Here is a 23,427-nt window from a genome sequence, read left to right on the forward strand (position 1 = left end):
AAGAGTCAGCAATTGATAACGAGGCGTTCTCCGTTCTCCGCGTCCCGTTCTACCAGGTGTCGTGGAACGTGTCGAACTCGATGGAGTCGAGCGGCTTCTCGCCGATCGCGGCCTCGTACTCGCCGGGGGTCAGCATCGGCTTGTGGAACCGGGGACCGTCGTCGGTCGTGATCCGGGGGCAGCCGGTGTTGACGAACGCGTCCATGTCGAAGTTCCGGAGACGGTCCGGCGTCACCTCGTCCATTGTGATCAGGTAGGCGTTGTCGTTGTTGTCGACGATCTCCTGAGCCTTCTCCCAGCGGCCCTGACCGATCTTCGTACAGAAGATGACGCCCCACTTCTCGGCGTCCATCGCCTTGTGGACCGCGGCGTAGCGCTGCTTGAGGAACTGGTCGTGTTCGGCGACCGAGACGGCGTTGTTGACGGGGTCGGCGATGACGACGCGCTTGTCCGGGTGCTCCATCGCGAGCCCGACCGGGTGGAACTTCCCGCCGCCGACGTACAGCACCTGTTCGGCGTCGATGTCCGCGGAGGCGTAGTTACAGCCGAGCACCTGTCCCTCCTTCGTGAGGCGGTCGTCGCCCCGGCGGGTGTGGACCTCGTAGCCGCGCTCCTCCAGCCAGTCAGTCATCTCCTCGAACCGGTTCATGTGCTGGGCCGTCGTGACCAGTCCCACGTCGGCGTCCTCCTCGGGCGGCGCGAGCTCCTCGGCCAGCGCGTCCTCCATGATCGGGAACGGGTCGACGTTCGAGAACAGCGGGACGTAGACGATGCTGTCGGACTCCTTCATCGGCGTGTGGCCGAAGTGGACGAACACGTCCGTCCGCCGCATCAGGTACGTGTCGAGGTCGCAGGCCCCGTAGCAGGGCTGCCCGGAGAGCATGAACGTGACGTCGTCGGGGGCGACCTCGCGGAGGTCGTCGGCGACCTTCGGGCCGCGGCGCTTGAGTCCCTCGGGGAACTGTAAGCCGACCTTCGTGGCGTCGCGCTCCTCGATGGCCTCGAGGATCCGGTCGAGTTCGTAGTCCCACTCGCGGTCGTGCTTGAGGGCCATCCCCGTCTTCGTCAGGTCACCCTCCGTGGAGCCGCTCATATGGCCCGGTTTGTGCGGCAGGACGGTTAAACGGCGCGTTCGACCACGGGACGCTCTGAAAGCGGCGCGAGGCGTCCGATAGGTCCGTTCGTCGCGTCCGTGAGTCTCAGAGCGCGTTCCCGACGAGCAGCCGTGCGAGCCAGGCGCGGACGCCGGGAGCCATCGCACGCTCGGGGACCGCGACGGGGTCCGTCTCGACGCCGAGCGACGGGCGAGTCGCGTCACCGGTCGCGTTCGGGTTCCAGACCAGCCGGTCGGCGGACGGGGTCATCGGAGCCGATCCGTGTACGTCGAGACCCGGGCCGCCCCGCACGGTCAGTCGGTCGGCGGCGAGGTACCGGGGACCCTGACCGCCCGAGACCATCGGCCTGTTCGGCGAGGCCGGCGTCAGCGGCGTGAAGACGACGGTTCCGACTGATCGTCGCGCGGCGTTCGGGTCGCGGTACTCGACCGCGAGCGTCTCGCCGTCGAAGCGCACATCGACGTCTTCCGGGGACGCGACGCCGTCTCCGGCGGCTTCCTCCGCGACCGCACGTCGGAGGGTGTCGTTCGCCGCGAGTGCGTCCGCGCCGGCCGCGAGTCTGGCGCGCGCCCGCCACGTCGTCGACCCGTTCGCGTGGACGGTTATCGTAAGCGAACTCTCGCCGGCGGCCACGCGCTCGCCGCTCGGCGTCGTTCGATCGAGGTCGCAGACGCCGCACACGGGGGTCGGCGGCGCTCGGGCGTCGACCGGGGCCGCGGCGAACGCCGCGGTCGCGAGGAGGAGGAGCGCTACCACTGCGGGGAGGCTGCGAGGACCCATGTCCGTAGCGTCGACGTGGGCCTACTAGAACCCACGGGCCGCGTGAGAGACGTCGGCACGGCTCGCTGCCGCGGCCGACGAATCTAACAGCCGCCGTCGCCAATCGCGAACAGATGAACGAGATCCCGCTCGAACACGTTCACGTCGCCCCCGACGACGGGGTAGAGGACGACCCCGCGCCCGCCGTCTTCGTGCTCCACGGTCGCGGCGCGGACGAGGAGGATCTGTTGCCGGTCGCCGCCGAGCTCCCGGACGACCACCACGTGATCAGCCTCCGCGCGCCCGACCGACTCCAGGACGGGTACACGTGGTACGAGCTGGACCTCTCCGCGGGCGGGCTGGAGTCGAGCCAGCCGGACGCGGACGACTTCCGCCGGAGTCTCGACCTGATCGTCGGGAGCGTCGAGGCCGCGGTCGACGCGCACGGACTCGACGCCGACCGGATCGGCCTGCTCGGGTTCAGCCAAGGGGCGATCACGAGCCTCTCGCTCCTCTTAGAGGACCCCGACCGCTACGCGTGGGTCGTCGCCCTCCACGGCTACCTCGCGGAGTCACACGCCGACCTCGACCCTGACGGGATCGGGGGCAAGCCAGTGTTCGTCGGTGCTGGAGCCGGCGACCGCGTGATCCCCCAGTCGCGGACGGAGGCGGCGATCGACCATCTCGAAGCTCTCGACGCGGACGTCACGAGCGGGAGCTTCCCGGGCGGGCACGGCATCGGCCCGCAGGAGCTCGACGCCGTCGTCGAGTTCGTCGCGTCCCGGACGGCGTAGCGGACGCCGGAAGTCGCCGCCGAGCCAAGGCTTCGGCAGGTTCAAACCGATCGACGCCGATATACGACCATGAGCGTCGAACAGGTCTCCATCGAGGACCTCGGCCGAGAGCTCGGCGAGCGGATCGCTGAAACCCCAGAGTACAAGCGCTTCGAGGAGGCGAGAGCCGCGGTCCAGCGCGACGAGGCGGTCCAAGAGCAGATCGACGAGTTCGAGCAGCTGCGCGCGGAGTTCATGCAGGCCCGCCAGACCGGACAGGCGACGAACGCGGAGCTCCAGCGCGTCCAGGAGGCGCAAGACGAACTCCACTCGATGCCGGTGATGAGCGAGTACCTCGACGCGCAAGACGAGCTCGAGGAGACCCTCGAAGCGATCAACGAGGCAATTTCGGAGCCGCTCGCTGTCGACTTCGGCGGCGAAGCCGGCGGCTGCTGTCAGGACTGACTCGCGGCGTTCGCCGCGACCACGGCTCGACCCGAACGCGACCCGAGACCGCACCGCGCGGTGGTACGGAACGATACTTTTTGCACGATACCGACACACTCTCGCCGTGATAGCCGTTGCCGGCGGCAAGGGCGGAAGCGGAAAGACCACGACCACCCTCGGGCTCGCCCGCGCGCTCTCGCGGCGCGGCGCCCCGGTCGTCGCGGCCGACGCCGACTGGGACCTCCCGAACCTTGCTCGGCTCGCCGCCGAAACAGATGCTGACGGCGGCCGGGATGCCCGTCGCGGCGCGGAGGTCGGCGGGATCGAGGCGAACACCGTCCTCGACGCCGTTCGAGAGGCCGATCAGATCGCCGCCGACCGCGCGGCGCCGACCGTTCTCGCCGCGCCGGACGAGCCGCGGTCGGTCGACCCCGGCGCGACGTTCAACGCGCTCGCGGGGGCGACCCCCGACGGCGCGCCCGTGCTGCTCGACAGCCCGGCCGGAGCGTCGCCGGACGTGGCCGCGCCCCTGCGAGCGGCGGACGGCGCGCTGATCGCGACGCCGCTCAGGCGGGCCGCGCTCCGCGACGCCGCGAAGACGGCGGCGATCGCCCGCCGACTCGACTGTCCGCCGGTCGGCGTCGTCGCGATCGGCGCGAGGAGCGTGCCGGAGCGAGTGGAGACCCTCCTCGACTGTCCGGTCCTGGGTGCGATTCCGGACGGCGGGGCCGCCCCGCTGGCCGACCCCGCCGTCCGGAGCGCGTACGACGGCCTCGCCCGGCGGCTCGGCGAGACCGCGGTGGCGACGGGGTGGCAGGTGGCGTGAGGATCGGGAGACGAACCCGCACGGAGGCGACGGCGGGCGGTGGCTCGACCGGTCGAGAAGGCCGCCATCGACAGACCCAAACCTCCACGGGCGGCAGCGATCGTATGGAGACGCTCCCGACTGGGATCTCGGCGCTGGACCGACAGTTCGGCGGAGGGCTCCCGAGCGGTAGCGTCGTCGTGTTGAAGGCCGACCCCGACAGCCAGTCCGAACTCATCCTGAACCGGTTCGCCCGGATCCGGGAGTGCCGCTACCTGACGACCGTTCGGTCGGCCGGGGCGGTGGAGGCGGCGCTCGGCGGCGACGAAGACGAGGAGACGACCGTCGAGGCCGTCGACGACGGCGGCGACCTCGACGAGGCGGCGTCGCTGACCAAGGACCCCCCCGACGGCGGGACGCTGATCGTCGACTCGGTGGAGCCGCTGGAGGAGCACGCGTCGCCCGCGGCGTACGCGGAGTTCCTCGACGGCGTCCGCTCCCGGATCGACGACGCCGACGGCGTCGCCCTGCTCCACGCGCTTCGCGGCGGGGAGGACCCGGCGACGCGTCGGGTCACGGAGCAGGTCGCGGACGTCGTGTTCGACCTCCGAACTACCGTCACCGGGACCGAGATCGCGAACCGGCTGATCGTACCGAAGTTCCGCGGCGGGGCGGCCCTCGAGGAGCCGCTGAAGCTGAAGCTCACCGACGCGGTGGCGGTCGACACGAGCCGCGACATCGCCTGAATCGGTCGGGTTTTGTCTGTTGTCTACAGCGCGACGGCCGCGAGGACCACGGTCACGCCCGCCGCCGCCGCCGCGGCCGCCCAGTTGCGCGCGGTGTCGAACGCCCCGTACGGTCCGCCCTTCCGCGAGAAGAGGTACAGCGCGTACACGGCGAGCGGTGCCAGCGTCGGGAGCGTCGCCACCGAGACGACGCCGGTGAAACTCGATAGCAACGCGATCGCGACGGTCGCCGCGCCCGCGACCCCAGCGACGAGCGCGTCCTCGCGTGCCCGTTCGATCTCCATACCGGTGTGGGCGCGGCGTCGGGCAAAAGCGATCCGTTCGCCCGCCGACCCGGCGCTGCGGGCTGAGCTCCCGCAGCGGGTGGCGACGTGGTGCGGCCGCTCGAGGAATCAGGATCTCGAAAAAGCGAAAAATCGGCAGAGACGGGGTCCGTTACTCCTCGTCGATCTCGTCGACGATCTCGTCGGCGTCGACGTCCTCGAGCGCCTCCTCGATGTCGACGTCGCCGGCGCCGGCACCGCCCATGCCGCCCATCATGCCGCCGAGGCCGCCCATCCCGCCGCCCTCGATGACCTCCTCGATCACGACGCGGTCGAGATCGAGACGGTCCATGAGGTCCTGCGCGATCTGCTGTTTCTGGAACATCCACTGCTGGTTCATCTGCATCGCCTGCGTCGCAGTGACGTAGAGGGCGTCCTTCTCGACTTCCTCGGTCTCGACGGTCTCCTCGCCGTCGTCGTCCTCGGTGACGGTCTCCTCCTCCTCGGTCTCCGTCTCGATGCGGACCTCGGGGGCCTCCTGGAGGTACATTCCGAGCATGCCCGACGCCTGTTCCTCGCGGTCGTCGATGGCTTCGAGGATCTCGTACTCGTATTCGAGATCCTCACCGGCCAGCGGGTGGTTGAAGTCGACGCGGGCGCGGCCGCCGATGATCGTCTCGAGGTGGCCCTGTTGGTTGTCGATCTGGACCTGCGCGCCGGGGTAGCGGCTGTCCTCGGGGATCTTGTCAGCCTTAACCGTCTCGACCTCATCGGGGTCGTACTCGCCGAAGGCGTCGTCAGCGGGGACGTCGACCGTGCCCTCGTCGCCGACGGCGCCGCCGACGAACGCCTCCTCGACGGAGGGGAACACGTGGCCGGCGCCGAGCGCGATGATGCGGGGCTCGAAGTCGTACTCGTCTGTGTCGATCTCGGCGTCCTCGGCCGTTTCCTTGTCCGTCGTGTCGATGACGCGGTCGTCGTCGGCCGTTCGGATCGTGTACGCGACGCGGACGAAGTCGCCGTCCTCGAGTCCGTCGGCGTCAGTCTCGGTCTCGGTCTCCTCGGCCTCCTCGGCCGCGTCCGCTTGCTCCTGATCGCTCATATCTGAAGGTCTCCTGTTACGCCCTTAAGAAGCACGGTTCGGCCCGAAGCCCGCCGGCGAGCGGGCGACAGCGGCGGTTCGGCGGCCGACGCGCCGGCGCACGGGCCGCGGCGGCGCGACGCGAGACCGGCGGTGTCCCGCGCCGCTTATGCCCGTCCCGGTCGCATCGCCGGTCATGTACGAGGTCGAGATCAAGGTCCCGGCCGACTTGGACGCGACGCGCGAGCGCCTCCGCGAAGCCGGGGCCGAACGCGTTGCCGCCAAGCGGCAGCGCGACACCTACTACGACGCGCCGCACCGCGAGTTCGCCGAGACCGACGAGGCGCTCCGGATCCGACGCGAGACGCCGCTGTCGGACGGCGACGGATCGGTGGAGGGGGACGGCGACGAATCGGCGGATTGCGACGCCGACCCGGCAGCGACGGTCACCTACAAGGGGCCGCTCCTCGAGGCGGCCTCGAAGACCCGCGCCGAACACGAGACAGGCGTCGACGACGGCGAGGCGCTCGCGTCGGTCCTCGACGGGCTCGGCTTCGAGCCGGCCGCGACGGTGGAGAAGCAGCGTGAGTTCTGGGCGTACGACGGGTTCACCGTGACGCTCGACGCCGTCGCCGGGCTCGACGAGTACGTCGAGATCGAGCGCGCCGTGGAGGCCGAGGGCGAGGTCGACGCGGTCCGAGAGGCGGCGGTCGAGGCGCTCGACCGGCTCGGCCTCGACGCCGCAGACCAGGTCCGGACCTCCTACCTCGGGCTGCTGTTGGCCGCCGAGGACGACTGACGGCGGGAGCTACGCCGCCTCGTCGCCTCCGTCGCCCGCGGCGTCAGCTCAGGCGTCGTTTCCGTCGCCCTCGGCATCCCCGTCTCCGTCCGGCCGCTTCTGAGAGAGGACCGTCCGCTCGAACTCGCAGACGAGGACGTCGTCGTCGCCGTCGACGATCTTGAACGCCTCCACGCGCATGGTGACGACGCCGCGCTCGCCGTCGCTCGTCTCCCGTTTGTCGGTGACGGTCGATCGCGCGCGAATTGTGTCGCCGTGGAACACCGGGTTCGGATGTTCGACGTCATCGTACGAGAGGTTCGCGACGATGGTCCCGTCGGTCGTCTCGGGGATAGAGACGCCGACCGCGAGCGACATGGTGTACAGCCCGTTCACCAGCCGGTCGCCGAACTGCGTCTCGGCGGCGAAGTCGGCGTCGAGGTGGAGCGGCTGCTGGTTCATCGTCATGTCGCAGAAGCGCTGGTTGTCGGCCTCGCTGATCGTCCGTCGCTTCGCGTGTTCGATCGTCTCGCCGACCTCGAACTCCTCGTAGTAGCGTCCGGGCATGGCCCGTCGGTCGACCGGCGGCGTGAAATCGGTACCGCTCTGGCGGCCGGCGGATTTTAGCCGCACGCCCGCACACCCCGAGACATGCCACGCCGAAGCCTGCTGTTCTCGCCCGGCGACAGCCCCGACCTCATGCGGAAGGCCCCGCGGTCCGACGCCGACGTGATCTGCTTCGACCTCGAGGACGCCGTCGCCCCGGCGCGGAAGGACGAGGCGCGGGCGGCAGTCCGCGAGGTGCTCGCGGACCCCGCGTTCGACCCCGACGCGGAGGTCTGCGTCCGGCTGACCGCCGAGTCACCAGCGGCCGACCTCGACGGCGTGGTAGGGACCGACGCCGAGAGCGCGGCCGAGCCCGCGGGTGACGGCGCCAGCGTCCGGCTCGACGCGGTGATGCTCCCGAAGGTGGAGAGCGACAGTCGCGTCGACGACGTGGCCGACCTGTGCGCCGAGCGCGGGCGCGACCCGGCGGTGTTCGCGCTCGTCGAGACCGCGGCCGGGGTCCTCGCGGCCGAGGCGGTCGCGGCCGCGGACGCGACCGACGCGCTCGCGTTCGGCGCGGAAGACCTCGCCGCCGACGTGGGCGCGACCCGCACCGACGAGGGGACGGAGGTGCTGTACGCCCGCGAGCACGTCGTCCTCGCGGCGAGCGCGGCCGGCGTCGACGCGATCGACACGGTGTACACGGACTTCTCCGACGAGGCGGGACTCCGCGAGGACGCGGCGTTCGCGCGCCGGCTCGGCTACGACGGGAAGCTCGCGATCCACCCGGCGCAGGTCGGGCCGATCACGGAGGCTTTCACGCCGGACCCGGAGGACGTCGAGTGGGCCGAGTCCGTCCTCGACGCCCGCGACGAGGCGGAGGAGGAGGGCCGCGCCGTCTTCCAGGTGGACGGCGAAATGATCGACGCGCCGCTGATCGCGCAGGCGGAGCGGATCCTCGACCGCGCGCCCGAAGCCGGCCGGTGAGACCGACCGGCGACGCGACGACGGACCCGGTCGTCCGTCACAATTAACCCCGGTCCGAAAGCACGTTGGGGTATGTCTTCCGAGGCGAACCCGTTCGAGAGTCTGCGAGAGCAGGTCGACGACGCCGCGGCGGTCGTCGACGCCGACCCGGGCGTCATCGAGCGCCTGAAGAACCCCGAACGGGTGTTAGAGACGAACCTGACGTTCGAGCGCGACGACGGCTCGTTGGAGACGGTGCGCGCGTACCGCTCGCAGTTCAACGGCGACCGCGGCCCCTACAAGGGTGGGATCCGCTATCACCCGGGCGTCACCCGCGACGAAGTGAAGGCGCTGTCGGGCTGGATGGCGTACAAGTGCGCCGTCGTCGACGTCCCGTACGGGGGCGGGAAGGGCGGCATCGCGATCGACCCGGCCGATTACTCTGAGACCGAACTGGAGCGGATCACCCGCGCGTTCGCGACCGAACTGCGGCCGCTGATCGGCGAGGACCGCGACATCCCCGCGCCGGACGTCAACACCGGCCAGCGGGAGATGAACTGGATCAAAGACACCTACGAGACCTTAGAGAACACGACCGCTCCCGGCGTCATCACCGGGAAGGCGCTCGACTCCGGCGGCAGCGAGGGGCGCGTCGAGGCGACCGGTCGCTCCGTCGCGCTGTCGGCCCGCGAGGCGTTCGACTGGCTCGGCCGCGAGCTGGCCGGCGCGACGGTCGCCGTCCAGGGGTACGGCAACGCCGGGTCGATCGCGGCCAGGCTCCTCGACGACCTCGGGGCCGACGTGGTGGCGGTGTCCGACTCCTCCGGCGGTATCCGCGACCCCGAGGGGCTCGACCCCCGGGACGTGAAGTCGCACAAGGCCGAGACCGGCTCGGTGACCGGCTACCCAGGGAGCGAGGGCATAACCAACGAGGAGCTGCTCACCCTCGACGTCGACTGCCTCGTGCCGGCCGCGCTGGAGAACGCGGTCGACGGGGACCTCGCGACGGACGTCGCGGCGGACCTGATCGTCGAGGCCGCGAACGGGCCGCTCACGCCCGGCGCGGACGACGTCCTCGCCGAGCGCGACGTGTACGTCGTCCCCGACATCCTCGCGAACGCCGGCGGCGTCACCGTCTCCTACTTCGAGTGGGTCCAGAACCGCCAGCGGTTCGGCTGGACCGAGGAACGCGTCAACGAGGAGCTCGAACGCGTGATCACGGAGGCGTTCGACACGCTCGTCGCCACCTACGAGTCGAACGAGGTCCGCAACCTCCGGACCGCGGCGTACGTCGTCGGCATCGGCCGGATCGTGGACGCCTACGATCAGGCCGGAAGCTGGCCGTAGATCGCCGGATCTGGCGGGGTCGCGACGTTTCTGTCGGTTCGAGGATCGAGACCGCTCACTCCAGCCTCGCGTCCCGGATCTCGACGTGCCCCCGATCGCCCTCCCACACTGCGTCGTAGGTGAGATCGATGCGACGGTCCATGTGGGGGCCGTCGACGACGTACGTCTCGAACTCCCCGCCCTCGCCGAGCGGGTGGACGCCGTACTCCTCGCGGAGCGCGAGCAGGTCCTCGAGGGCGTCCGCGTCGAACCGTCGCCCGAGCCACGACTCGTCGAGCCCGTACGCCGCCACTTGGACGATCCGGATCTCGAAGCCCGCGTCGAACATCGCTTCTGCGAGTTCGACCGGGTCCTGCTGCCACAGCGGCGCGAACAGGTCGATCTCGAGCCGGTCGCACATCGCCTGGATCCGGCTCGTCTGGAACTCGCTCTCGACCGCCCCAGCCGTGACGCCCGCGAAGTCGATATCGTCCGCGGCGGCGATCTCGCGGAGCGCCACCTCCATCGGCTCCAGTTCGGCGTCGCCTTGCGCGCCCGAGTCGTCCACGTCGTCGGCGCCGAAGTCGTCCGGCGACACCTCGACGAGGTCGATCCCGACGCTCTCGGCGGCGAGCGAGGCGAGCTCAGTCGCTGGCGTGTGGTACATGTACGAGTCGCCGGCGGGGTGGACGGTCAACAGCCGCGAGACGTCGAGCCCCTCTTCTAAGGCACGGTACAGGGCCCACGACGAGTCCTTGCCGCCGGAAAAGAGGCTCACCCAGTTGCTCATGACGTGGAGAGGGAGTCGCGCAGATAAATGGTCGGCGGTCGGACGGCGGCGGGGACCGGAGCCGAACGCCGCGCGCGGGACCGGCCGCGGCGGGCGCGTCGCCTCAGTCCGAGATGAACTCGTTGTCGCGCCAGTTGACGCCGCCGTCCCCCTCGCCGGCCCCCTGCGGGCTCTCGACGACCTCGATGCTGGCGGGTCGCGGCTCGCCCTCGACGATCCGCGTCGCCTCCAGGTCGCCGTCCTCCTCGGTGATCGCGGTCAGCGTCCCTTTCTCGGAAAGCGTCGCGATCTTGCGGAGCACCCGGAACATGGGGTACTGGAGCGCGGAGTTCTGGAGGACGGTCTCGCGGTCGCCCTTGAAGCAGGCGAACTCGACAAGCTCGGAGGGGATCTCCTCCTCCTCGTCGTCCATCCACTGCGGGCCGCCGGCGCGGGGCGGCTCCTCCTCCCAGACGCGGGTCTCCGTGACCGACGCCTTCAGCTGGGCGGTCGGCGTGTACTTGCTGATCGACTCGTCGTCGGACAGGGCCTTGATGATCAGTGTGTTGTTTCGACGCGTGATGTCGATGTCGTCGATCTCCTCCGGCAGATCGGGGTCTTCGTCGAAGTACGTCTCTACGTCTTCGAGTGGCAGTTCGAGCGTCGAATGAAGTCGGAACACGCGGCCTGTCATTGTTTGTGGAGTACGGTGGGGTCGGACCGATGGTCACGGCGGCGGCAACGGCCGCACCTACCCTATGTACGCACCGTGGGTTTATATGGACTGCCCTTCGAAATGTGAGGATCGGTGTGATGGAGGCACGCGGCGGGGCGCGGCTCCAAGTGAAATTCGGGCGGCTCGCGGCTTCGAGGCGGGCCTGGAGCGGGGTCGGCTCGTTACTCCGCACCCAGTTCCGCGGCGAGCTCGCCGCGCTCGTCGAGTTCGCCGAGCACGTCGCTGCCGCCGACGAACTCGCCGTCGACGAACGTCTGCGGGATCGTCTCCCAGCCGCTGTGGGACTCCAGCGCCTCGCGGTACTCCGGCAGCGCGGGCAACACGTCGACCGTCTCGAACTCCTCGACGTGCTGGGAGATCAGCTCGACGGCGCGCTGGGAGTAGCCGCACTGCGGCATCAGGCGGTTCCCCTTCATGAAGAGTACCACGTCGTTGTCGGCGAGGACCGTCTCGACGCGCTGTTCGATCTCTTCGGCGTCTGCGTCCGCTTTGGGGCTGAACGTCATACGGCATCATACGCGTCGCCGACGCAAATGGGTTCCGCACGGGTGCGGCGGGACGGGCCGGCCGGCACCCGACGGGCTGTTCCGGCCTACTCCTCGCGGTCGACGCGGACGACGTCGACGAGCGAGTAGACCGGCACGCCGTCGATGTCGTCGTACCCCATCTTGTCGACCAGCACGACACACGCGACCGGCTCCCCGCCCTGCTCGCGGATCGCGTCGATCGACTCGCGCATCGTCGTCCCGGAGGTGATGATGTCGTCGACGACGTAGCAGTCGCGGTTCCGGATCGCGGCGAAGTTCCGCGAGAAGCCGCCGCCATGCTCGTCGATGTCGCCTTCCTCCCACTGGTGTTTCGCGGGGGCATACGTGCCGAGGTCGGTGTCGAGCCGGTCCGCGACCGCGGTCGCGAGCGGCGCGCCGGCCTTCTCGACCCCGACGGTGAGGTCGACCGCCTCGCCCTGTTTGGCCAGGAGGTCCGCCATGGCGCTCGCCGCGTAGCCGAGGCGGGTGGAGTCGCGCCCAAGCGCCGACCAGTCGACGTGGATGTCGGCGGAGGCGGTCGTCCCGGCGCTCTCCGCGCCCTCCGAGCCGCCGCCGCGCTCGACCAGCCAGCTCGCCGTCTCCCGCGAGACGTTCAGCTCGTCGGCGATTTCGCCCTTCGAGAGCCCCCGCTCGGCGAGCTCGGCAGCGCTGTCTATCAGGTCGTCAACGTTCTTCATACGCGGCAAATTCGACCGCCGTTTTAATAGTCGTGTCGTCATCCGCGAACGCGGCCTCGAACTCGTCGATCCCGTGGACACCGGTGACGAGATCGTTCAGGAACGGCTCGGAGAGGCGGCCGAGCGACTCCACGGCCGACTCGAAGTGCCCGTACCCGGAGTTGACGCTGCCGACGAGCGCCTTGTTGTGGAGGACGAACTCGCGGTGGAGCCGGCCGCCGTCAATCTCGAACTCCCAGTCGCCCGGGACGCCGAGGAGCGCGCCGACGCCGTTCGGGGCGAGGGCCTCGATCGTCTCAAGGGCGTGCGGCGCGTAGCCGGTCGCCTCGAACACGAAGTCCATCGGCTCGTACGCCGCGGGCACGTCCGGGATCGCGGTGTCGTTCGAGTTCACGTACGTCGCGCCGAGCGACTCGATGATGTCGATCGTCGGATCGGGGCGCTCGCGCCGGCCGAGGCAGTACACCCGGTCGAAGGACTCGTCGAGGGTCGCGACCGTCAGGAGGCCGAGCGACCCGTTGCCCAACACGAGCGCGGACTCCGGCTCCCAGTGGAACGCCGATCGGCTGGCGTATGCGTGTTCGATCGCCTTCTCGGCGATCGAGACCGGTTCGACGAGGAATCCCCACTCCGCGAGCGCCGGGGGGATCTCGATCAAGAACTCCGCGGGGCTGGTGAAGTACTCCGCCATGAACCCGTGCGCGCCGACGATGCCGCGCTCGTGGTACTCGCCCTCCGGGGCCATGTCGGGTTCGCCGCGGGCGAAGTACTCGTTCGCGCCGTTCGGCGGTCGGCGGACCGTGGGGACGACGACATCGCCGGCTTCGAACGGCGTGTCGTTCGGGTCCTCGATCACGCCGACGGCCTCGTGGCCCAACACGATGTGGTCCTCGCCCGCGGGCGTCCCCCCGTGGCCGCCGGCGATGACCTCGTGGTCGGTCCCGTCGACGCCGACCCGAAGGGTCCGAACCAGCGCCTCGCCCGGCGCGGGCGCCGGTCGCGGCTTCTCGGTCACGACCGGTTCGTCGGCTCCCTCGTAGACGGCAATCGCGTTCATGTCCCGACCCAGGCGGTCAGCCAACAAAAGATTTCTTTTATTACGAGTAAACGCGGACGGCGGATCCCCCGTGGTGTTTTCACCCGGTCGGCCGTACTCGGAGGCGTGTGTACACTGACTCTGGCGTGGCGTGCGTTCGGGGACGCACCCGTCGCGCTCGCGGCCACCCGCGACGAGGCGCTCGATCGCCCCAGCGAGCCGCCGACGGTGCGCGCCGGCAGTGGCGGCAAGGGCGACGAAAGCGGCGTCGAGGGCGGAGCGGACGGCGACGCCGGTGACGTCCGGTACGTCGCCCCGCGCGACGCCGAGGCCGGCGGCACGTGGATCGGCCTCTCGGAGCGCGGCCTCGTCGTCGCGGTCACGAACCGGTGGACGGACGCGGAGCGCGAGGGCGAGCGCTCTCGGGGGCTCCTCGTCCGCGACTGCCTGACGGCCGACTCCGCCGAGGCGGCGGTCCGGGCGGTCGAGCGCGAGCTCGACGAGCGCGCGTACGCCGGGTTCAACCTCGTCTTGGCCGACGCTCTCGGCGCCTTCCTGCTCGCGTACGACGGCGGGCTCGCCGTGAGCAGACTCGACCCGGGCGTCCACGTGGTCGGGAACGTCGGCGGCGTGATCAACGGGGCCGAGAGGTTCGCGGTCCCCGAGCGACGAGCGGAGTTCGGTGCCGAACGCGCCGACAGCGCGAAGCGGATCGCGGCGGCGCTCGTCCCGGAACCGGGGGAGTCGGGCGCGTCGTGGCTCGACCGTGCGAGCGGCGTCCTCGCGGATCACGAGTACGGGGCGTGTCTCCACGGCGACGGCTTCGGTACGCGGTCGTTCACGCGGATCCGGACCGGCGACGACCTCGCCGTCGGATACGCCGACGGTCCCCCCTGCGAAACGGCCGTGGAACGCGTCTCCGTCCCCGACGAGTTCGCGACCGGTGGCGTCTGAGCCGGCCGGCCGGTCGACCGAGCGCCACTAGTCGCTCCTCGACGAGCCCCGTGCTCGCGGCCGCCCGGAAAGCCAGTTTTAAGCGATTCGGGAGGCGTGAGAGAGTATGAGCGTGTCCGAAATCGAGTCCGACCTGTCGGCGGACGAGCGGGCCGGCCTCGAACTCATCCGCGAGACCGGTGGCATCCACCAGAGCGACTTCTGGAAGGAGCTCGACGTCTCGTCGCGGAAGGGGAGCCGCATCGCCGAGGCGTTGGAAGAGTCGGGGCTCATCCAGCGGTCCGACACCGTCTACGACGGCCACAACACCTACTACCTGGAGCCCGCGCCGCGCGACTTAGACTTCGCGCTGCTGATGGCGGGCGACATGCTCTCGCCGTTCATCGGCGAGGAGGAGGTCGACGCGCAGGCCGACGCCTTCTCGCAGTGGATGATGAACCTCGCGTACGAGGAGTACTGACCTCACGGCGACCGACACCGCCCGCACCGCTTCGGTTCGTCCGGTTTCCCGCTTGTCGAGATCTCTCTAGACGCCCGTCATCCGATTCCTTTACCCGGCCGAGTCCGAATCGGTCCCGTATGAATCGCGCCCTCCCGCTCGCGCTCGGCGTCAGCCTCGGCCCCGCGCTCGGCGTGTACGCGCTCGTCTCGTCGGTCCCGGCCGCGCTCGGAACCGCCGCCGTCTACGTCGGGGCGGCGTACTTCTACTTCGCGTTCGACGTGTCGCTGCTCGCCGCCGCACCGCGGTTCGACGACCGCAGCGACAGGCTCGGGTACGGCGTCGGCCTCTTCGGACTGAGCGTCACCCCAATCCTGTTCGCGCAGTCCGCCGCCGGCGGCGACGCGACGACGTTCGGCTTCGTGATCGCGTTCTTCGGCGCGGTCGCCTTCCTCACCCTCAGCGAACAGGCGCGCCGCCGTCGCGGCGGCGGAGAATGAGACCGCGGCGGCGCTCGGCCGCGGTCAGAGGAACAGGACCCCGAACAGCGCGACCCCGACCGCCAGCGTCAGGATCAGCACGCTGCGGCCGATCCCGGACTTGATCTCGACGTCGCTGCCGACGCGTCGGACGGCCGCCTGCGGGTCGGTGACCGTCCGGACGGTCGCCGTCGTGAGCCCGACGACGGCGCGGTCGACGGCCGCGTAGAGCTCCGTGACGCCGACGACGAGCCCGCGGGTGCCGTAGAACACGGCAGGGTTGTACAGCGAGTCGACGTCCGGGACGCGCCCTAGCTTCGAGAGCGGCTTCTTCGTGAGCGCGAAGCCGATCAGTCCGAGGACGCCGAGGACGACGCCCTCGACTATGTGGTCGACGGTGTACGTCTTGTACACCTTCTCGACGACGGCCTCGCTCGTCACATCGAACGGGAGGATCCCGAACAGTCCCACGTCGGCCGGGACGACCGCGGCGAGCGGCGAGGTGGGCACGAGGACGCCGTAGGCGACACAGAGCACCGCCACCGCACCCATCGCGACGCTCTGTCCCCGGTTGGCGTCGCGCACGTCGCCGTCGTAGCTCCCGTGGAAGAACGCGTAGTAGCCGAACTTGATGAACGACATGAACGTCCCGATCCCGCCGAGGAGGAGCAGCCACTCGAGCGTGTGGAACTCGCCGATCGGGAGCGGCCCCTTCGGGAAGGTGTAGTGGCTCCCGGAGATGATGATCCCCTTGCTGACGAAGCCGTTGAACCCGGGGAAGCCGGCGATAGACAGCGCGGCGATCGTGAACGCGCCGGCGGTGACCGGCATGTCGCGGGCCAGCCCGCCCAGCTTCTTCAGGCTCTCCTCGCCGGTCCGGTAGACGACGACGCCGGCCGTCATGAAGAGGAGCCCCTTGTAGAGGATGTGGTTGAAGACGTGGGCGAACGCGCCGGCCTGGGACAGCGCCGTCCCGATCCCGACGCCGGCGATCATGTAGCCGACCTGCGACTGGATGTGGTACGAGAGCAGCCGCCGCATGTCGTTCTGGAACAGCGCGAACGTCGCGCCGAACACCGCCATCCCGCCGCCCATGTAGGCGATCGCGACGTGGCCGTCGGGGAACGCCCGGTACATCCCGTAGACGCCCGTCTTGGTCGTGAACACGCAGAGGAAGACGCTGGCGGCGATGTGCGGGCGCGGGTAGGTGTCTGGGAGCCACGCGTGGAGGCCGATGAACCCGACGTTGACGCCGATGCCGACGGCGGCGAGCGCGGCCGGCAGCCCCGCGACGATCCCCGCCGTCTCGGGGCCGCCCGGCACGGTCGCGAACAGGAACGTCCCCTTGGCGACGTAGTTGCCGAGCACCGCCGCCATCAGCAGCGTGCCGCCGAGCCCGTGGAGCAGCGCGTACCGGAAGCCGGCCCGGACCGCCTCGCCGCGGTAGTGCCAGACGAGCAGCGTGCTCGTGACGGCCATCAGCTCCCAGAAGAACAGCAGGGTGAGCCAGTCGCCGGCGAACACCGCGCCGAAGCTCGTCGCGACGTAGGAGAACGCGAACGCCGTCTGAAGGCTCTCGGCCTCGCTCGCGTACGAGTAGAGGACGGCGACGACGCCAATGATCCCGAAGACCAGGCCCATGAGCCGCGAGAACTCGTCGACGTTGAGCAGCACGGCGTCGAAGCCGAGGAACGTGGCCTGGAGGTGCGCGCCCGCCGGGACGGTCCACGCCCAGGCCACCGCGACCCCGGACGCGGCGACGCCCAGCGCGTGCCCGACGCGGCGGGGCGTGAGGGCGATCAGCGCGGCTATCACGAGCAGGACCGGTCCGGGCGGGAGGGCAGTGAGCGCGGTCGTCATCAGCCCATCACCCCCGGGAGCGAGCCGACGACGGTCTCGATTATCCTGAGGAACACCGCCGTCCGCGGGACGACCCCGAGCAGGACCGAGAGGCTCGCGGCCGTCAGGATCGGACCGAGCATGAACCACGTGCTCTCCGCGCCGCGCCAGCCGCGGACGTCCCAGCCGCTCGCCGGCGCACCGCCGTGGTGCTCGTCGTGACCTTCGTGCGCCGCGGTCTCGTTGTCAACGTCGTCCGTTACACGCTCGTGATCGGGCTCGTGCGTCGCGGCTCCGCGGCCGCCGTCGGCGCGGGGGCTCCCGCGGCCGCCGAGCGCCGCGGTCACGAGCGGCTTCTCGTCGTGACCGTCGGGCGACTCGAAGTACGCCTGGTACACGATCGGCCAGAAGTACGCGATGTTGAGGACGCCGGACACCAGCAGCGCGCCGGCGAACACGAGGCCACCGCCCTCCAGCGCGCCGATCACGATGTACCACTTGCTGACGAACCCGGCTATCAGCGGAATGCCGGCCATGCCGGCGGCCGCGACGGCGAACGCCGCCATCGTCAGCGGCATCCGGTCGCCGATGCCGGCCATGTCGCTGATGTCGTCCGTGTGGGTCTCGACGTGGATCGCGCCCGCACAGAAGAACAGGGTGAGCTTCATGAACGCGTGCGCCGGGATGTGGAGCAGTCCGCCGACGAGCGCCTCGCCCTCCAGCAGCGCGAGCCCGAGGACGATGTACGACAGCTGGCTGATCGTCGAGTACGCCAGCCGCCGCTTGAGGTTGTCCTGCCGCAGAGCGATGACGCTCGCGGTCAGGAGCGTGACCGCGGCGACGACCGCGAGCGGCGCCGCCACGCCCAGCTCCGCCATCGTCTCCGTGCCGAACACGTCGAGCACGACGCGGGCGATGCCGAAGATCCCGCTCTTGACGACCGCGACCGCGTGGAGCAGCCCGGAGACCGGCGTCGGCGCGACCATCGCGTCGGGGAGCCACGAGTGGACCGGCATCAGCGCCGCCTTGACGCCGAACCCGCCGGCGAGGAGGGCGAACGCGGCGCGCGCGAGGGTCGGGTCGGCGCCGGCGAGCGCCTCGATCCCGCCCGGCGTGAACGCCGTGGTGCCGGTCAGCACGTAGACGAGCGCCGTCCCGCCGAGCACGGCCACGCCGCCCCCGAAGGTGTACGTGAGGTACTTCCGACCGGCCGCGCGGGCCTCGTCGGTCTCGTCGTGCGTGACCAGCGGGTACGTCGACACCGTCAGCAGCTCGTAGAAGACGAACAGCGTGACGAGGTTCCCCCCGAACGCGACCCCGACGGCGGAGGCGAGGCTCGCGGCGAACGAGGCGAAGTAGCGGGTCTGCGCGTGTTCGCTCAGCCCCCGCATGTAGCCGATGGAGTAGAAGCTCGTGACGATCCACAGGAGGCTGGCGAGCAGCGCGAACAGGATGCCGAGGGGGTCCGCGCGGAGCACGAGCGAGAGGCCGTCGCCGAACTCGCCGATCCGCGTGACGTAGGTGGTCCCCGAGAGGACGCCGGGGACCATGCTTGCGACGAGCGCGAACTTCGTCGCGGCGACGGTGAGGGTGACGCCTTCGCGGACGTTCGGTCGCGATCGCAGCGAGAGGATGACGGGGATGGCCACGGCCGACACGAGTACGGCGAACAACGGTCGAAGGGAGGTGACGTCGGTCATTGGAGCATCAGCTCGAACACGGTCGCATCGATCAGCTGGTCTATCACGGGGACGGCGGCCGCGAGCCCCACGGCGAGGGCGGCGGCGACGACGACGGTCACGATCATGGCCGTCGAGACGCGCTCACCCCCGTCGGCGGCGACCGACTCCGGCGCGATGGTCGCCTCGGCGAAGTAGAGCCGTTCAGCGAGCCGCGCGAAGTACGCCAGCGTCAGCAGCGTGCTCGCCAGGAGGACGGCGACCACCGGCCAAGTCCCGGCGTTCACCGCCCCGAGGACGATGTACCACTTCCCCATGAACCCGACGGCCGGCGGGACGCCGACCATCGCGAGCGCCAGCACGGTGAACGCGCCGGCGGCGGCCGGCGCGCGGCCGGCGATGCCGGCGTACCCGCCGACTGTCGTCGCACCGGTCTTCCGCTCGATGATCCCGGTCGCGGCGAAGAGGCCGCCCTTCATCACCGCGTGCCCGACGAGGTGGACGGTCGCGCCGACGACCGCCAGCGGCGTCGCGATCGCGAATCCGGCGATCACGAGGCCGAACTGCGACACCGACGAGTACGCCAGCATGCGCTGGACGTCTGACTGCGCGACGGCGAGGGCGCTTCCGGCGACGATGCTGACGCAGGCGACGGCGACCAGCGCCTGGCGAGCGAGCGGAACCGCCTCCAGGAAGTCGACGGTGAACACGGAGAACAGCACGCGGGCGAGGGCGTACGCGGAGACCGTGGAGACGAGCGCCGAGATGAACGCGCTCACGCTGTCCGGCGAGTCGGCGTACGCGTCCGGCTGCCAGGTGTGGATCGGGAATAGCGCGACCTTCACGAGGAGCCCGGCGACGATCAGGCCGAAGGCGGTCAAGACGAGCGTCGAGTCGTAGCCCGTGGCGGCGAGTTTCTCGCTGAGGTCCGCCATGTTCAGCGTACCCGTGGCGGCGAGCGCGTAGCCGACACCGAGCAGGTACAGCGACGCGCCGATGGTCCCGATGATGAGGTACTTCAGGGCCGCGACGGCGGAGCGCGCCCCGCGACCGCTCGCGACGAGGCCGTACGCCGCGAGCCCGGTGATCTCGAGGAAGACGTACAGGTTGAACACGTCACCGGTCACGGTCATTCCGGACAGGCCGGCGACGAGGAGGAGGAACTGCGAGTAGAAGGAGTTGGCGTGGGGGCCCGCGTGGCGGGCGTACGCGAGCACGCCGAGCGAGACGGCGCTGATGAGGACGACGAGCAGGATCGTCAGCCCGTCGGCGACGAGCTCGATCCCGTAGGGAGCGGCGAACCCGCCGACCTCGTACCGCACTATCCCGTCGGTCCAGACGGTCCACGCGAGCGCGCCGGCGAGCGCGGCGTGCCCGAGCGCCGTCGCCGTCGCGACCGCCCAGCCGACGCGGTCGAACCGGAGGCTGGCCAGCGGCGGGACCGCCGCGCCGATGATCGGCAGGACGACCAGCATGACGATGAGCTGGTCAATCATGGTAGAGCTCCTCCAGCGTGTGCTCGTCAAGCGTGCCGTACTCGGAGTAGACGCGCACGACCAGCGCGAGCGCCACCGCGGTCAGGCTCACCCCGACGACGATGGCGGTCAGGATGAGTACGTGCGGCAGCGGGCTCACGTACGGGCCGGCGCCCTCGGTGACGACCGGCGGATTACCGCCAGCGCGGTACGCGAGCGTGATGAAGAACAAGAAGATCCCGGTCTGGAACACGTTCATCCCGATCACCTTCTTCACGAGGTTCGGGGATTCGATCACGGTGTACAGGCCGATCCCGAGCAGCAGGACGACCGCGTAGTAGTTGTAGTGCGTCGTGAGTAAGTCGAGTGTCATGGGGAGTCCTCCTCGGCGACGTCGTCGAACCCGGCCGCGAGCAGGAAGAAGAGCCCGATCGCGACGGCGGCGACGATGGCGCCGATCCCGAGTTCGACGAGTTCGATTGCGTACTTGATCGCGTGGCCGAACAGCGCCTCGAACTCAGAGTACTGGAGGAACTGTCCGCCGAGGGCCATCGCGCCGAGGCCGATTCCGACGAACGCGAACACGCCGCCGGAGGCCAGCGCGGAGACGATCCGGACGTCGAGCCACTGGCGGGTCGAGTCGATGCCGTACGCGAACGCGAGCATCATCACGACCGAGCCGGCGATGACGCCGCCCTGGAACCCGCCGCCGGGCGAGTCGGCCCCGTGGAACATGATGAACAGCGCGAACGTGAGGATGAACGGGGCGACCAGCCGGACGGTGGTCATGATGATCGTCGACTCGACGTACAGCCCGGTCCCCTCGTCGCCGCTCGCCGCGGCGTTCGCGTCGCCGGCGCTCATGCTACCACCTCGCGGCGGAGCACGGACAGGGCGACGACGACCGCGCTGAAGACGACCACGCCCTCGCCGAGGGTGTCGAAGCCGCGGTACGCGGCGAGGACGGCCGTCACGGCATTTTTGACCTCCGTCTGTGCGTAGGCGTTCTCGAGGTAGTACTGGCTCACCTCGCCCCCGACGACCGCCGAGTTCGGGTCGCCGATGGCCGGGAGCGCGGGGACCGTCGCGCCGATCAGCAGGACGAACCCGGCGACGAGCGCCGCCGACCGCCACCCGACCGACTCGAACAGGCGGTCGACGTCCGGCGACGTGGTGTTCGACAACGCCAGCAGGAACAGCACGGTCATGATGCCGGCGCCGACGGCCGCCTCGGTGAGGCCGACGTCGGGCGCCTGGAGCACGAGCCAGAGCACCGAGACGCCGAGGCTGTACGCCGCGAACGCCATCACCGCGGCCAGCGTGTCCTTCAGGAGGGCCGCGCCGACGGCGCAGCCGAGGACGAACACCAGCAGCGCGGCCTCGATCAGGGTGAGCGTCATTTGTCATCACCCTCGTCGGCGGTCCACGGCTCGATTCCCTGGTCCTGCGCAGCGCGGGCGACCGCGTGCGCGGCCGTCGGGTTCGTGATGAACATGAACAACAGGAGGAAGACGGACTTCGCCGTCGAGAGGCCCGTCTGGAGCGCGAGCGCGGCGGCGGCGATCGCGAGGATCGCCCCCAGGGTATCGCTCTTCGAGGCCGCGTGCGACCGGGTGTAGACGTCCGGCAGGCGGACGAGCCCGACCGCGGCGACGCCGCCGAAGAAGGCCCCGGCGACCGCGAGGGCGACGATGCCCCACTCGGTCGGCGTCACAGCACACCCCCGCGTTCGACGTTGAACTTCGAGAACGCGATCGACAGCAGAAAGTTCAACAGGGCGTACACGAGCGCCACGTCGAGGAACGTCGACTGCTGGAACGCGGCCGCGACCAGCGTGATGGCGATGACGGTGTTCGTCCCGGCGACGTTCACCGCGATGACGCGGTCGTGGGTCGTCGGGCCGTCGTACACCCGGTACAGCGCGACGACCGCGAAGAGGACGAAGGCCGCGGCGACGGCGAGCAGCGCGGTCTCGAACTCAACCATCTCGCCCCTCCCCGTCGTCGCCGCGCTCGCGCGGCGTCGGTATCCGGGCCGCCGCGCGACCGTAGAAGACGAACCGGACCGCGCGCTCTAACCCGCCGTCGAAGAGGTCCGCGCGCGAGTCGGCCGTCAGCGAGTGGATGTCGAACGAGCGCTCGGAGACGTTGACGGTCAGGGTCCCGGGCGTGAGCGTGATGCTGTTCGCCAGCGTCGTCACCGCCCCGTCGCCCCAGACCGCGGCGCGCAGCTGGACGACCTCCGGGTCGATCGGCATGTCGGGGTGGAGGACGACGTACGCGACCTGGAGGTTCGCGACCGCGATCTCCTTGACCAGGTACGGGACGTACATCAGCAGTCGGCCTAGCCGGCGAAGCGTCAGCCCGAGCGGCGCGGAGCGGTTCGCCACGACCGGCGCGAGCGCGAGGGAGACGATCGATGCCGTCACGAAGCCGGTGAAGAAGTCGAGCGGCTTCCAAGCGCTTAACGACATGTAAAACAGGTACGAGACGCCGAACACGGTGAGGTACTTCGACAGCGACGCGGCGCGGGCGAGCACCGCTCCCTCGGTCGGCCGGTCGACCGGTGCCGTCTCGACCGGGACGTCGCCGCCGGCTAGCTCGACCGACATCGGCCGGAGCATCGACGCGGTACCGCCGGGCTTGTACTCCGGATCGACGACGATCTGGTCGATGTCCGCGGCGGCCGCGTACTCGAGGAGTGCGTCGGCGTAGTCGCTCGGGCTGAACAGGTACCGGTCGGTCCCGACGACGTCGGTGACCACGGTGAGCCACCCGGTCTCGTCGTCGGAGTCGGCCGCGGGCGCTTCGCCGTCCGCGCCCGCGTCTGACTCGCCCGCCGCGTCCGACGCGCGGTCGTCCCGAGCGACGGCCGTCGCCTCGGCCGTCTCCTCCTCGACCCAGAGCGCAACGCGTTCTAACTGTTCGCGCGCGGTACCGAGCGCCGTCGGCGCGTCGGGGCTGACGGCCCGCGTCCGGGCCGCGAGGACGAAGTGGATCTCGACCGGTCGATCCGGGGCCGTCTCGCTCGCCTGATCGACGACGTACGAGACAGTGTCTCGGAGGCTGTCCGAGTCGCCGACGGGGACGAGGATTCGGCGGGCGTCTGTGTCTGACATGTGTGAACTGTCTCTCACGCCTTCCCGTGAAAAACGCGAGACTATCCACTATTGACAAGCGATGGTAAACTCA

At 70.1% G+C, this 23,427-nt stretch carries 29 protein-coding genes; 10 read left to right on the plus strand and 19 right to left on the minus strand.

The features are described from left to right. Positions 1-49: 49 nt before the first annotated feature. The gene (gene dph2, locus ABNG04_RS11620) at positions 50-1,093 is read right to left on the minus strand and encodes a diphthamide biosynthesis enzyme Dph2 (RefSeq protein WP_371162574.1); all 1,044 of its coding nucleotides are present in this window, start codon (positions 1,091-1,093) and stop codon (positions 50-52) included. A 106-nt stretch (positions 1,094-1,199) separates the two neighbouring features. Further along, entirely contained in the window at positions 1,200-1,895 is a 696-nt protein-coding gene (locus tag ABNG04_RS11625) for a hypothetical protein (protein ID WP_371162575.1), read from the minus strand. A gap of 113 nt (positions 1,896-2,008) precedes the next feature. On the opposite strand from ABNG04_RS11625, the gene ABNG04_RS11630 reads away from it, so the two are divergent. The 4 genes from ABNG04_RS11630 to ABNG04_RS11645 all read left to right on the plus strand — a co-directional run bounded on the left by ABNG04_RS11630 (position 2,009) and on the right by ABNG04_RS11645 (position 4,645). Then, entirely contained in the window at positions 2,009-2,668 is a 660-nt protein-coding gene (locus ABNG04_RS11630) for an alpha/beta hydrolase (protein WP_371162576.1), read from the plus strand. A 69-nt stretch (positions 2,669-2,737) separates the two neighbouring features. Further along, complete coding sequence (locus ABNG04_RS11635) at positions 2,738-3,112, plus strand: YlbF/YmcA family competence regulator (RefSeq protein ID WP_371162577.1); 375 nt, start codon at positions 2,738-2,740, stop codon at positions 3,110-3,112. 106 nt (positions 3,113-3,218) lie between these two features. After that, positions 3,219-3,920 (plus strand): nucleotide-binding protein, encoded by a 702-nt coding sequence (locus ABNG04_RS11640; RefSeq protein ID WP_371162578.1) that lies wholly within the window; start codon positions 3,219-3,221, stop codon positions 3,918-3,920. A 104-nt stretch (positions 3,921-4,024) separates the two neighbouring features. After that, entirely contained in the window at positions 4,025-4,645 is a 621-nt protein-coding gene (locus tag ABNG04_RS11645; protein ID WP_371162579.1) for an RAD55 family ATPase, read from the plus strand. A 23-nt stretch (positions 4,646-4,668) separates the two neighbouring features. Here ABNG04_RS11645 and ABNG04_RS11650 read toward each other — a convergent pair whose 3' ends face one another. Further along, positions 4,669-4,929, minus strand: coding sequence for a DUF8049 family protein (locus ABNG04_RS11650; protein ID WP_371162580.1), 261 nt, complete (start codon positions 4,927-4,929; stop codon positions 4,669-4,671). Between the two features lie 151 nt (positions 4,930-5,080). Further along, positions 5,081-6,010 (minus strand): FKBP-type peptidyl-prolyl cis-trans isomerase, encoded by a 930-nt coding sequence (locus ABNG04_RS11655; RefSeq protein WP_371162581.1) that lies wholly within the window; start codon positions 6,008-6,010, stop codon positions 5,081-5,083. A gap of 175 nt (positions 6,011-6,185) precedes the next feature. On the opposite strand from ABNG04_RS11655, the gene cyaB reads away from it, so the two are divergent. After that, the gene (gene cyaB / locus ABNG04_RS11660) at positions 6,186-6,788 is read left to right on the plus strand and encodes a class IV adenylate cyclase (protein ID WP_371162582.1); all 603 of its coding nucleotides are present in this window, start codon (positions 6,186-6,188) and stop codon (positions 6,786-6,788) included. 48 nt (positions 6,789-6,836) lie between these two features. Here the strand turns inward: cyaB and ABNG04_RS11665 are convergent, their stop codons facing one another. Beyond that, positions 6,837-7,334 (minus strand): MaoC family dehydratase, encoded by a 498-nt coding sequence (locus ABNG04_RS11665; protein ID WP_371162583.1) that lies wholly within the window; start codon positions 7,332-7,334, stop codon positions 6,837-6,839. Positions 7,335-7,418: 84 nt separating this feature from the next. Here ABNG04_RS11665 and ABNG04_RS11670 point away from each other — a divergent pair, with 84 nt between their 5' ends. Together ABNG04_RS11670 and ABNG04_RS11675 are read left to right on the plus strand one after the other, a co-directional pair. Then, entirely contained in the window at positions 7,419-8,300 is an 882-nt protein-coding gene (locus tag ABNG04_RS11670) for an HpcH/HpaI aldolase/citrate lyase family protein (protein WP_371162584.1), read from the plus strand. A gap of 72 nt (positions 8,301-8,372) precedes the next feature. Beyond that, entirely contained in the window at positions 8,373-9,626 is a 1,254-nt protein-coding gene (locus tag ABNG04_RS11675; protein WP_371162585.1) for a Glu/Leu/Phe/Val family dehydrogenase, read from the plus strand. A 55-nt stretch (positions 9,627-9,681) separates the two neighbouring features. On the opposite strand, the gene ABNG04_RS11680 is transcribed toward ABNG04_RS11675, so the two are convergent. The 5 genes from ABNG04_RS11680 to ABNG04_RS11700 all read right to left on the minus strand — a co-directional run bounded on the left by ABNG04_RS11680 (position 9,682) and on the right by ABNG04_RS11700 (position 13,392). After that, positions 9,682-10,395, minus strand: a complete 714-nt coding sequence (locus ABNG04_RS11680; RefSeq protein ID WP_371162586.1) for a diphthine--ammonia ligase — start codon at positions 10,393-10,395, stop codon at positions 9,682-9,684. Between the two features lie 103 nt (positions 10,396-10,498). After that, on the minus strand, positions 10,499-11,068 hold the full coding sequence (locus ABNG04_RS11685; RefSeq protein ID WP_371162587.1) for a DUF7110 family protein: 570 nt from the start codon (positions 11,066-11,068) through the stop codon (positions 10,499-10,501). Between the two features lie 203 nt (positions 11,069-11,271). Further along, on the minus strand, positions 11,272-11,616 hold the full coding sequence (locus ABNG04_RS11690) for a glutaredoxin family protein (RefSeq protein ID WP_371162588.1): 345 nt from the start codon (positions 11,614-11,616) through the stop codon (positions 11,272-11,274). Between the two features lie 86 nt (positions 11,617-11,702). Beyond that, on the minus strand, positions 11,703-12,335 hold the full coding sequence (gene gfcR, locus ABNG04_RS11695; protein ID WP_371162589.1) for a transcriptional regulator GfcR: 633 nt from the start codon (positions 12,333-12,335) through the stop codon (positions 11,703-11,705). Next, entirely contained in the window at positions 12,322-13,392 is a 1,071-nt protein-coding gene (locus ABNG04_RS11700; protein ID WP_371162590.1) for a glucose 1-dehydrogenase, read from the minus strand. Before ABNG04_RS11700 ends, gfcR begins: the two co-directional genes overlap by 14 nt. A 105-nt stretch (positions 13,393-13,497) precedes the next feature. Here ABNG04_RS11700 and ABNG04_RS11705 point away from each other — a divergent pair, with 105 nt between their 5' ends. The 3 genes from ABNG04_RS11705 (at position 13,498) to ABNG04_RS11715 (ending at position 15,264) form a co-directional block, all read left to right on the plus strand. Then, the gene (locus ABNG04_RS11705) at positions 13,498-14,325 is read left to right on the plus strand and encodes an NRDE family protein (protein WP_371162591.1); all 828 of its coding nucleotides are present in this window, start codon (positions 13,498-13,500) and stop codon (positions 14,323-14,325) included. Between the two features lie 106 nt (positions 14,326-14,431). Next, positions 14,432-14,785, plus strand: a complete 354-nt coding sequence (locus ABNG04_RS11710; protein ID WP_371162592.1) for a helix-turn-helix transcriptional regulator — start codon at positions 14,432-14,434, stop codon at positions 14,783-14,785. A gap of 119 nt (positions 14,786-14,904) precedes the next feature. After that, positions 14,905-15,264 carry a hypothetical protein gene (locus tag ABNG04_RS11715; protein WP_371162593.1) on the plus strand — a complete coding sequence of 120 codons (360 nt, stop codon included), beginning with the start codon at positions 14,905-14,907 and terminating at the stop codon, positions 15,262-15,264. 24 nt (positions 15,265-15,288) lie between these two features. Here ABNG04_RS11715 and ABNG04_RS11720 read toward each other — a convergent pair whose 3' ends face one another. Genes ABNG04_RS11720 through ABNG04_RS11760 form a run of 9 tightly spaced genes read right to left on the minus strand, consistent with a single transcriptional unit; the run spans position 15,289 to position 23,354 of the window. After that, positions 15,289-17,103, minus strand: coding sequence for a Na(+)/H(+) antiporter subunit D (locus ABNG04_RS11720; protein WP_371162594.1), 1,815 nt, complete (start codon positions 17,101-17,103; stop codon positions 15,289-15,291). Next, complete coding sequence (locus ABNG04_RS11725; protein ID WP_371162595.1) at positions 17,103-18,782, minus strand: cation:proton antiporter; 1,680 nt, start codon at positions 18,780-18,782, stop codon at positions 17,103-17,105. Before ABNG04_RS11725 ends, ABNG04_RS11720 begins: the two co-directional genes overlap by 1 nt. Then, the gene (locus ABNG04_RS11730; RefSeq protein ID WP_371162596.1) at positions 18,779-20,257 is read right to left on the minus strand and encodes a monovalent cation/H+ antiporter subunit D family protein; all 1,479 of its coding nucleotides are present in this window, start codon (positions 20,255-20,257) and stop codon (positions 18,779-18,781) included. Before ABNG04_RS11730 ends, ABNG04_RS11725 begins: the two co-directional genes overlap by 4 nt. Beyond that, positions 20,250-20,609 (minus strand): cation:proton antiporter subunit C, encoded by a 360-nt coding sequence (locus tag ABNG04_RS11735; RefSeq protein WP_371162597.1) that lies wholly within the window; start codon positions 20,607-20,609, stop codon positions 20,250-20,252. The genes ABNG04_RS11730 and ABNG04_RS11735 overlap by 8 nt, the downstream gene beginning before the upstream one ends. Next, positions 20,606-21,100 carry an MnhB domain-containing protein gene (locus tag ABNG04_RS11740; RefSeq protein ID WP_371162598.1) on the minus strand — a complete coding sequence of 165 codons (495 nt, stop codon included), beginning with the start codon at positions 21,098-21,100 and terminating at the stop codon, positions 20,606-20,608. The genes ABNG04_RS11735 and ABNG04_RS11740 overlap by 4 nt, the downstream gene beginning before the upstream one ends. Continuing rightward, on the minus strand, positions 21,097-21,636 hold the full coding sequence (locus ABNG04_RS11745; RefSeq protein ID WP_371162599.1) for a DUF4040 domain-containing protein: 540 nt from the start codon (positions 21,634-21,636) through the stop codon (positions 21,097-21,099). Before ABNG04_RS11745 ends, ABNG04_RS11740 begins: the two co-directional genes overlap by 4 nt. Beyond that, the gene (gene mnhG / locus ABNG04_RS11750) at positions 21,633-21,950 is read right to left on the minus strand and encodes a monovalent cation/H(+) antiporter subunit G (protein ID WP_371162600.1); all 318 of its coding nucleotides are present in this window, start codon (positions 21,948-21,950) and stop codon (positions 21,633-21,635) included. The genes ABNG04_RS11745 and mnhG overlap by 4 nt, the downstream gene beginning before the upstream one ends. Next, the gene (locus tag ABNG04_RS11755; protein WP_371162601.1) at positions 21,947-22,222 is read right to left on the minus strand and encodes a cation:proton antiporter; all 276 of its coding nucleotides are present in this window, start codon (positions 22,220-22,222) and stop codon (positions 21,947-21,949) included. Before ABNG04_RS11755 ends, mnhG begins: the two co-directional genes overlap by 4 nt. Continuing rightward, positions 22,215-23,354 carry a monovalent cation/H+ antiporter subunit E gene (locus ABNG04_RS11760; RefSeq protein ID WP_371162602.1) on the minus strand — a complete coding sequence of 380 codons (1,140 nt, stop codon included), beginning with the start codon at positions 23,352-23,354 and terminating at the stop codon, positions 22,215-22,217. Before ABNG04_RS11760 ends, ABNG04_RS11755 begins: the two co-directional genes overlap by 8 nt. Between the last annotated feature and the right edge of the window lie 73 nt (positions 23,355-23,427).

The sequence above is a fragment of the Halorubrum miltondacostae genome, assembly GCF_041379815.1.
Taxonomy (GTDB): Archaea; Halobacteriota; Halobacteria; order Halobacteriales; family Haloferacaceae; genus Halorubrum; species Halorubrum miltondacostae.

What these genes read in the sequence shown, in the direction of transcription:
- ABNG04_RS11655 (WP_371162581.1), bottom strand. Translation starts at nt 6,010, where the DNA reads ATGAGCGATCAGGAGCAAGCGGACGCGGCCGAGGAGGCCGAGGAGACC.
- ABNG04_RS11635 (WP_371162577.1), top strand. Translation starts at nt 2,738, where the DNA reads ATGAGCGTCGAACAGGTCTCCATCGAGGACCTCGGCCGAGAGCTCGGC.
- ABNG04_RS11720 (WP_371162594.1), bottom strand. Translation starts at nt 17,103, where the DNA reads ATGACGACCGCGCTCACTGCCCTCCCGCCCGGACCGGTCCTGCTCGTG.
- ABNG04_RS11630 (WP_371162576.1), top strand. Translation starts at nt 2,009, where the DNA reads ATGAACGAGATCCCGCTCGAACACGTTCACGTCGCCCCCGACGACGGG.
- ABNG04_RS11690 (WP_371162588.1), bottom strand. Translation starts at nt 11,616, where the DNA reads ATGACGTTCAGCCCCAAAGCGGACGCAGACGCCGAAGAGATCGAACAG.
- dph2 (WP_371162574.1), bottom strand. Translation starts at nt 1,093, where the DNA reads ATGAGCGGCTCCACGGAGGGTGACCTGACGAAGACGGGGATGGCCCTC.
- gfcR (WP_371162589.1), bottom strand. Translation starts at nt 12,335, where the DNA reads ATGAAGAACGTTGACGACCTGATAGACAGCGCTGCCGAGCTCGCCGAG.
- ABNG04_RS11625 (WP_371162575.1), bottom strand. Translation starts at nt 1,895, where the DNA reads ATGGGTCCTCGCAGCCTCCCCGCAGTGGTAGCGCTCCTCCTCCTCGCG.
- ABNG04_RS11760 (WP_371162602.1), bottom strand. Translation starts at nt 23,354, where the DNA reads ATGTCAGACACAGACGCCCGCCGAATCCTCGTCCCCGTCGGCGACTCG.
- ABNG04_RS11735 (WP_371162597.1), bottom strand. Translation starts at nt 20,609, where the DNA reads ATGACACTCGACTTACTCACGACGCACTACAACTACTACGCGGTCGTC.
- ABNG04_RS11755 (WP_371162601.1), bottom strand. Translation starts at nt 22,222, where the DNA reads ATGGTTGAGTTCGAGACCGCGCTGCTCGCCGTCGCCGCGGCCTTCGTC.
- ABNG04_RS11680 (WP_371162586.1), bottom strand. Translation starts at nt 10,395, where the DNA reads ATGAGCAACTGGGTGAGCCTCTTTTCCGGCGGCAAGGACTCGTCGTGG.
- ABNG04_RS11670 (WP_371162584.1), top strand. Translation starts at nt 7,419, where the DNA reads ATGCCACGCCGAAGCCTGCTGTTCTCGCCCGGCGACAGCCCCGACCTC.
- ABNG04_RS11665 (WP_371162583.1), bottom strand. Translation starts at nt 7,334, where the DNA reads ATGCCCGGACGCTACTACGAGGAGTTCGAGGTCGGCGAGACGATCGAA.
- ABNG04_RS11650 (WP_371162580.1), bottom strand. Translation starts at nt 4,929, where the DNA reads ATGGAGATCGAACGGGCACGCGAGGACGCGCTCGTCGCTGGGGTCGCG.
- ABNG04_RS11645 (WP_371162579.1), top strand. Translation starts at nt 4,025, where the DNA reads ATGGAGACGCTCCCGACTGGGATCTCGGCGCTGGACCGACAGTTCGGC.
- ABNG04_RS11675 (WP_371162585.1), top strand. Translation starts at nt 8,373, where the DNA reads ATGTCTTCCGAGGCGAACCCGTTCGAGAGTCTGCGAGAGCAGGTCGAC.
- cyaB (WP_371162582.1), top strand. Translation starts at nt 6,186, where the DNA reads ATGTACGAGGTCGAGATCAAGGTCCCGGCCGACTTGGACGCGACGCGC.
- ABNG04_RS11730 (WP_371162596.1), bottom strand. Translation starts at nt 20,257, where the DNA reads ATGATTGACCAGCTCATCGTCATGCTGGTCGTCCTGCCGATCATCGGC.
- ABNG04_RS11745 (WP_371162599.1), bottom strand. Translation starts at nt 21,636, where the DNA reads ATGACGCTCACCCTGATCGAGGCCGCGCTGCTGGTGTTCGTCCTCGGC.
- ABNG04_RS11700 (WP_371162590.1), bottom strand. Translation starts at nt 13,392, where the DNA reads ATGAACGCGATTGCCGTCTACGAGGGAGCCGACGAACCGGTCGTGACC.
- ABNG04_RS11715 (WP_371162593.1), top strand. Translation starts at nt 14,905, where the DNA reads ATGAATCGCGCCCTCCCGCTCGCGCTCGGCGTCAGCCTCGGCCCCGCG.
- ABNG04_RS11740 (WP_371162598.1), bottom strand. Translation starts at nt 21,100, where the DNA reads ATGAGCGCCGGCGACGCGAACGCCGCGGCGAGCGGCGACGAGGGGACC.
- ABNG04_RS11710 (WP_371162592.1), top strand. Translation starts at nt 14,432, where the DNA reads ATGAGCGTGTCCGAAATCGAGTCCGACCTGTCGGCGGACGAGCGGGCC.
- ABNG04_RS11685 (WP_371162587.1), bottom strand. Translation starts at nt 11,068, where the DNA reads ATGACAGGCCGCGTGTTCCGACTTCATTCGACGCTCGAACTGCCACTC.
- ABNG04_RS11725 (WP_371162595.1), bottom strand. Translation starts at nt 18,782, where the DNA reads ATGACCGACGTCACCTCCCTTCGACCGTTGTTCGCCGTACTCGTGTCG.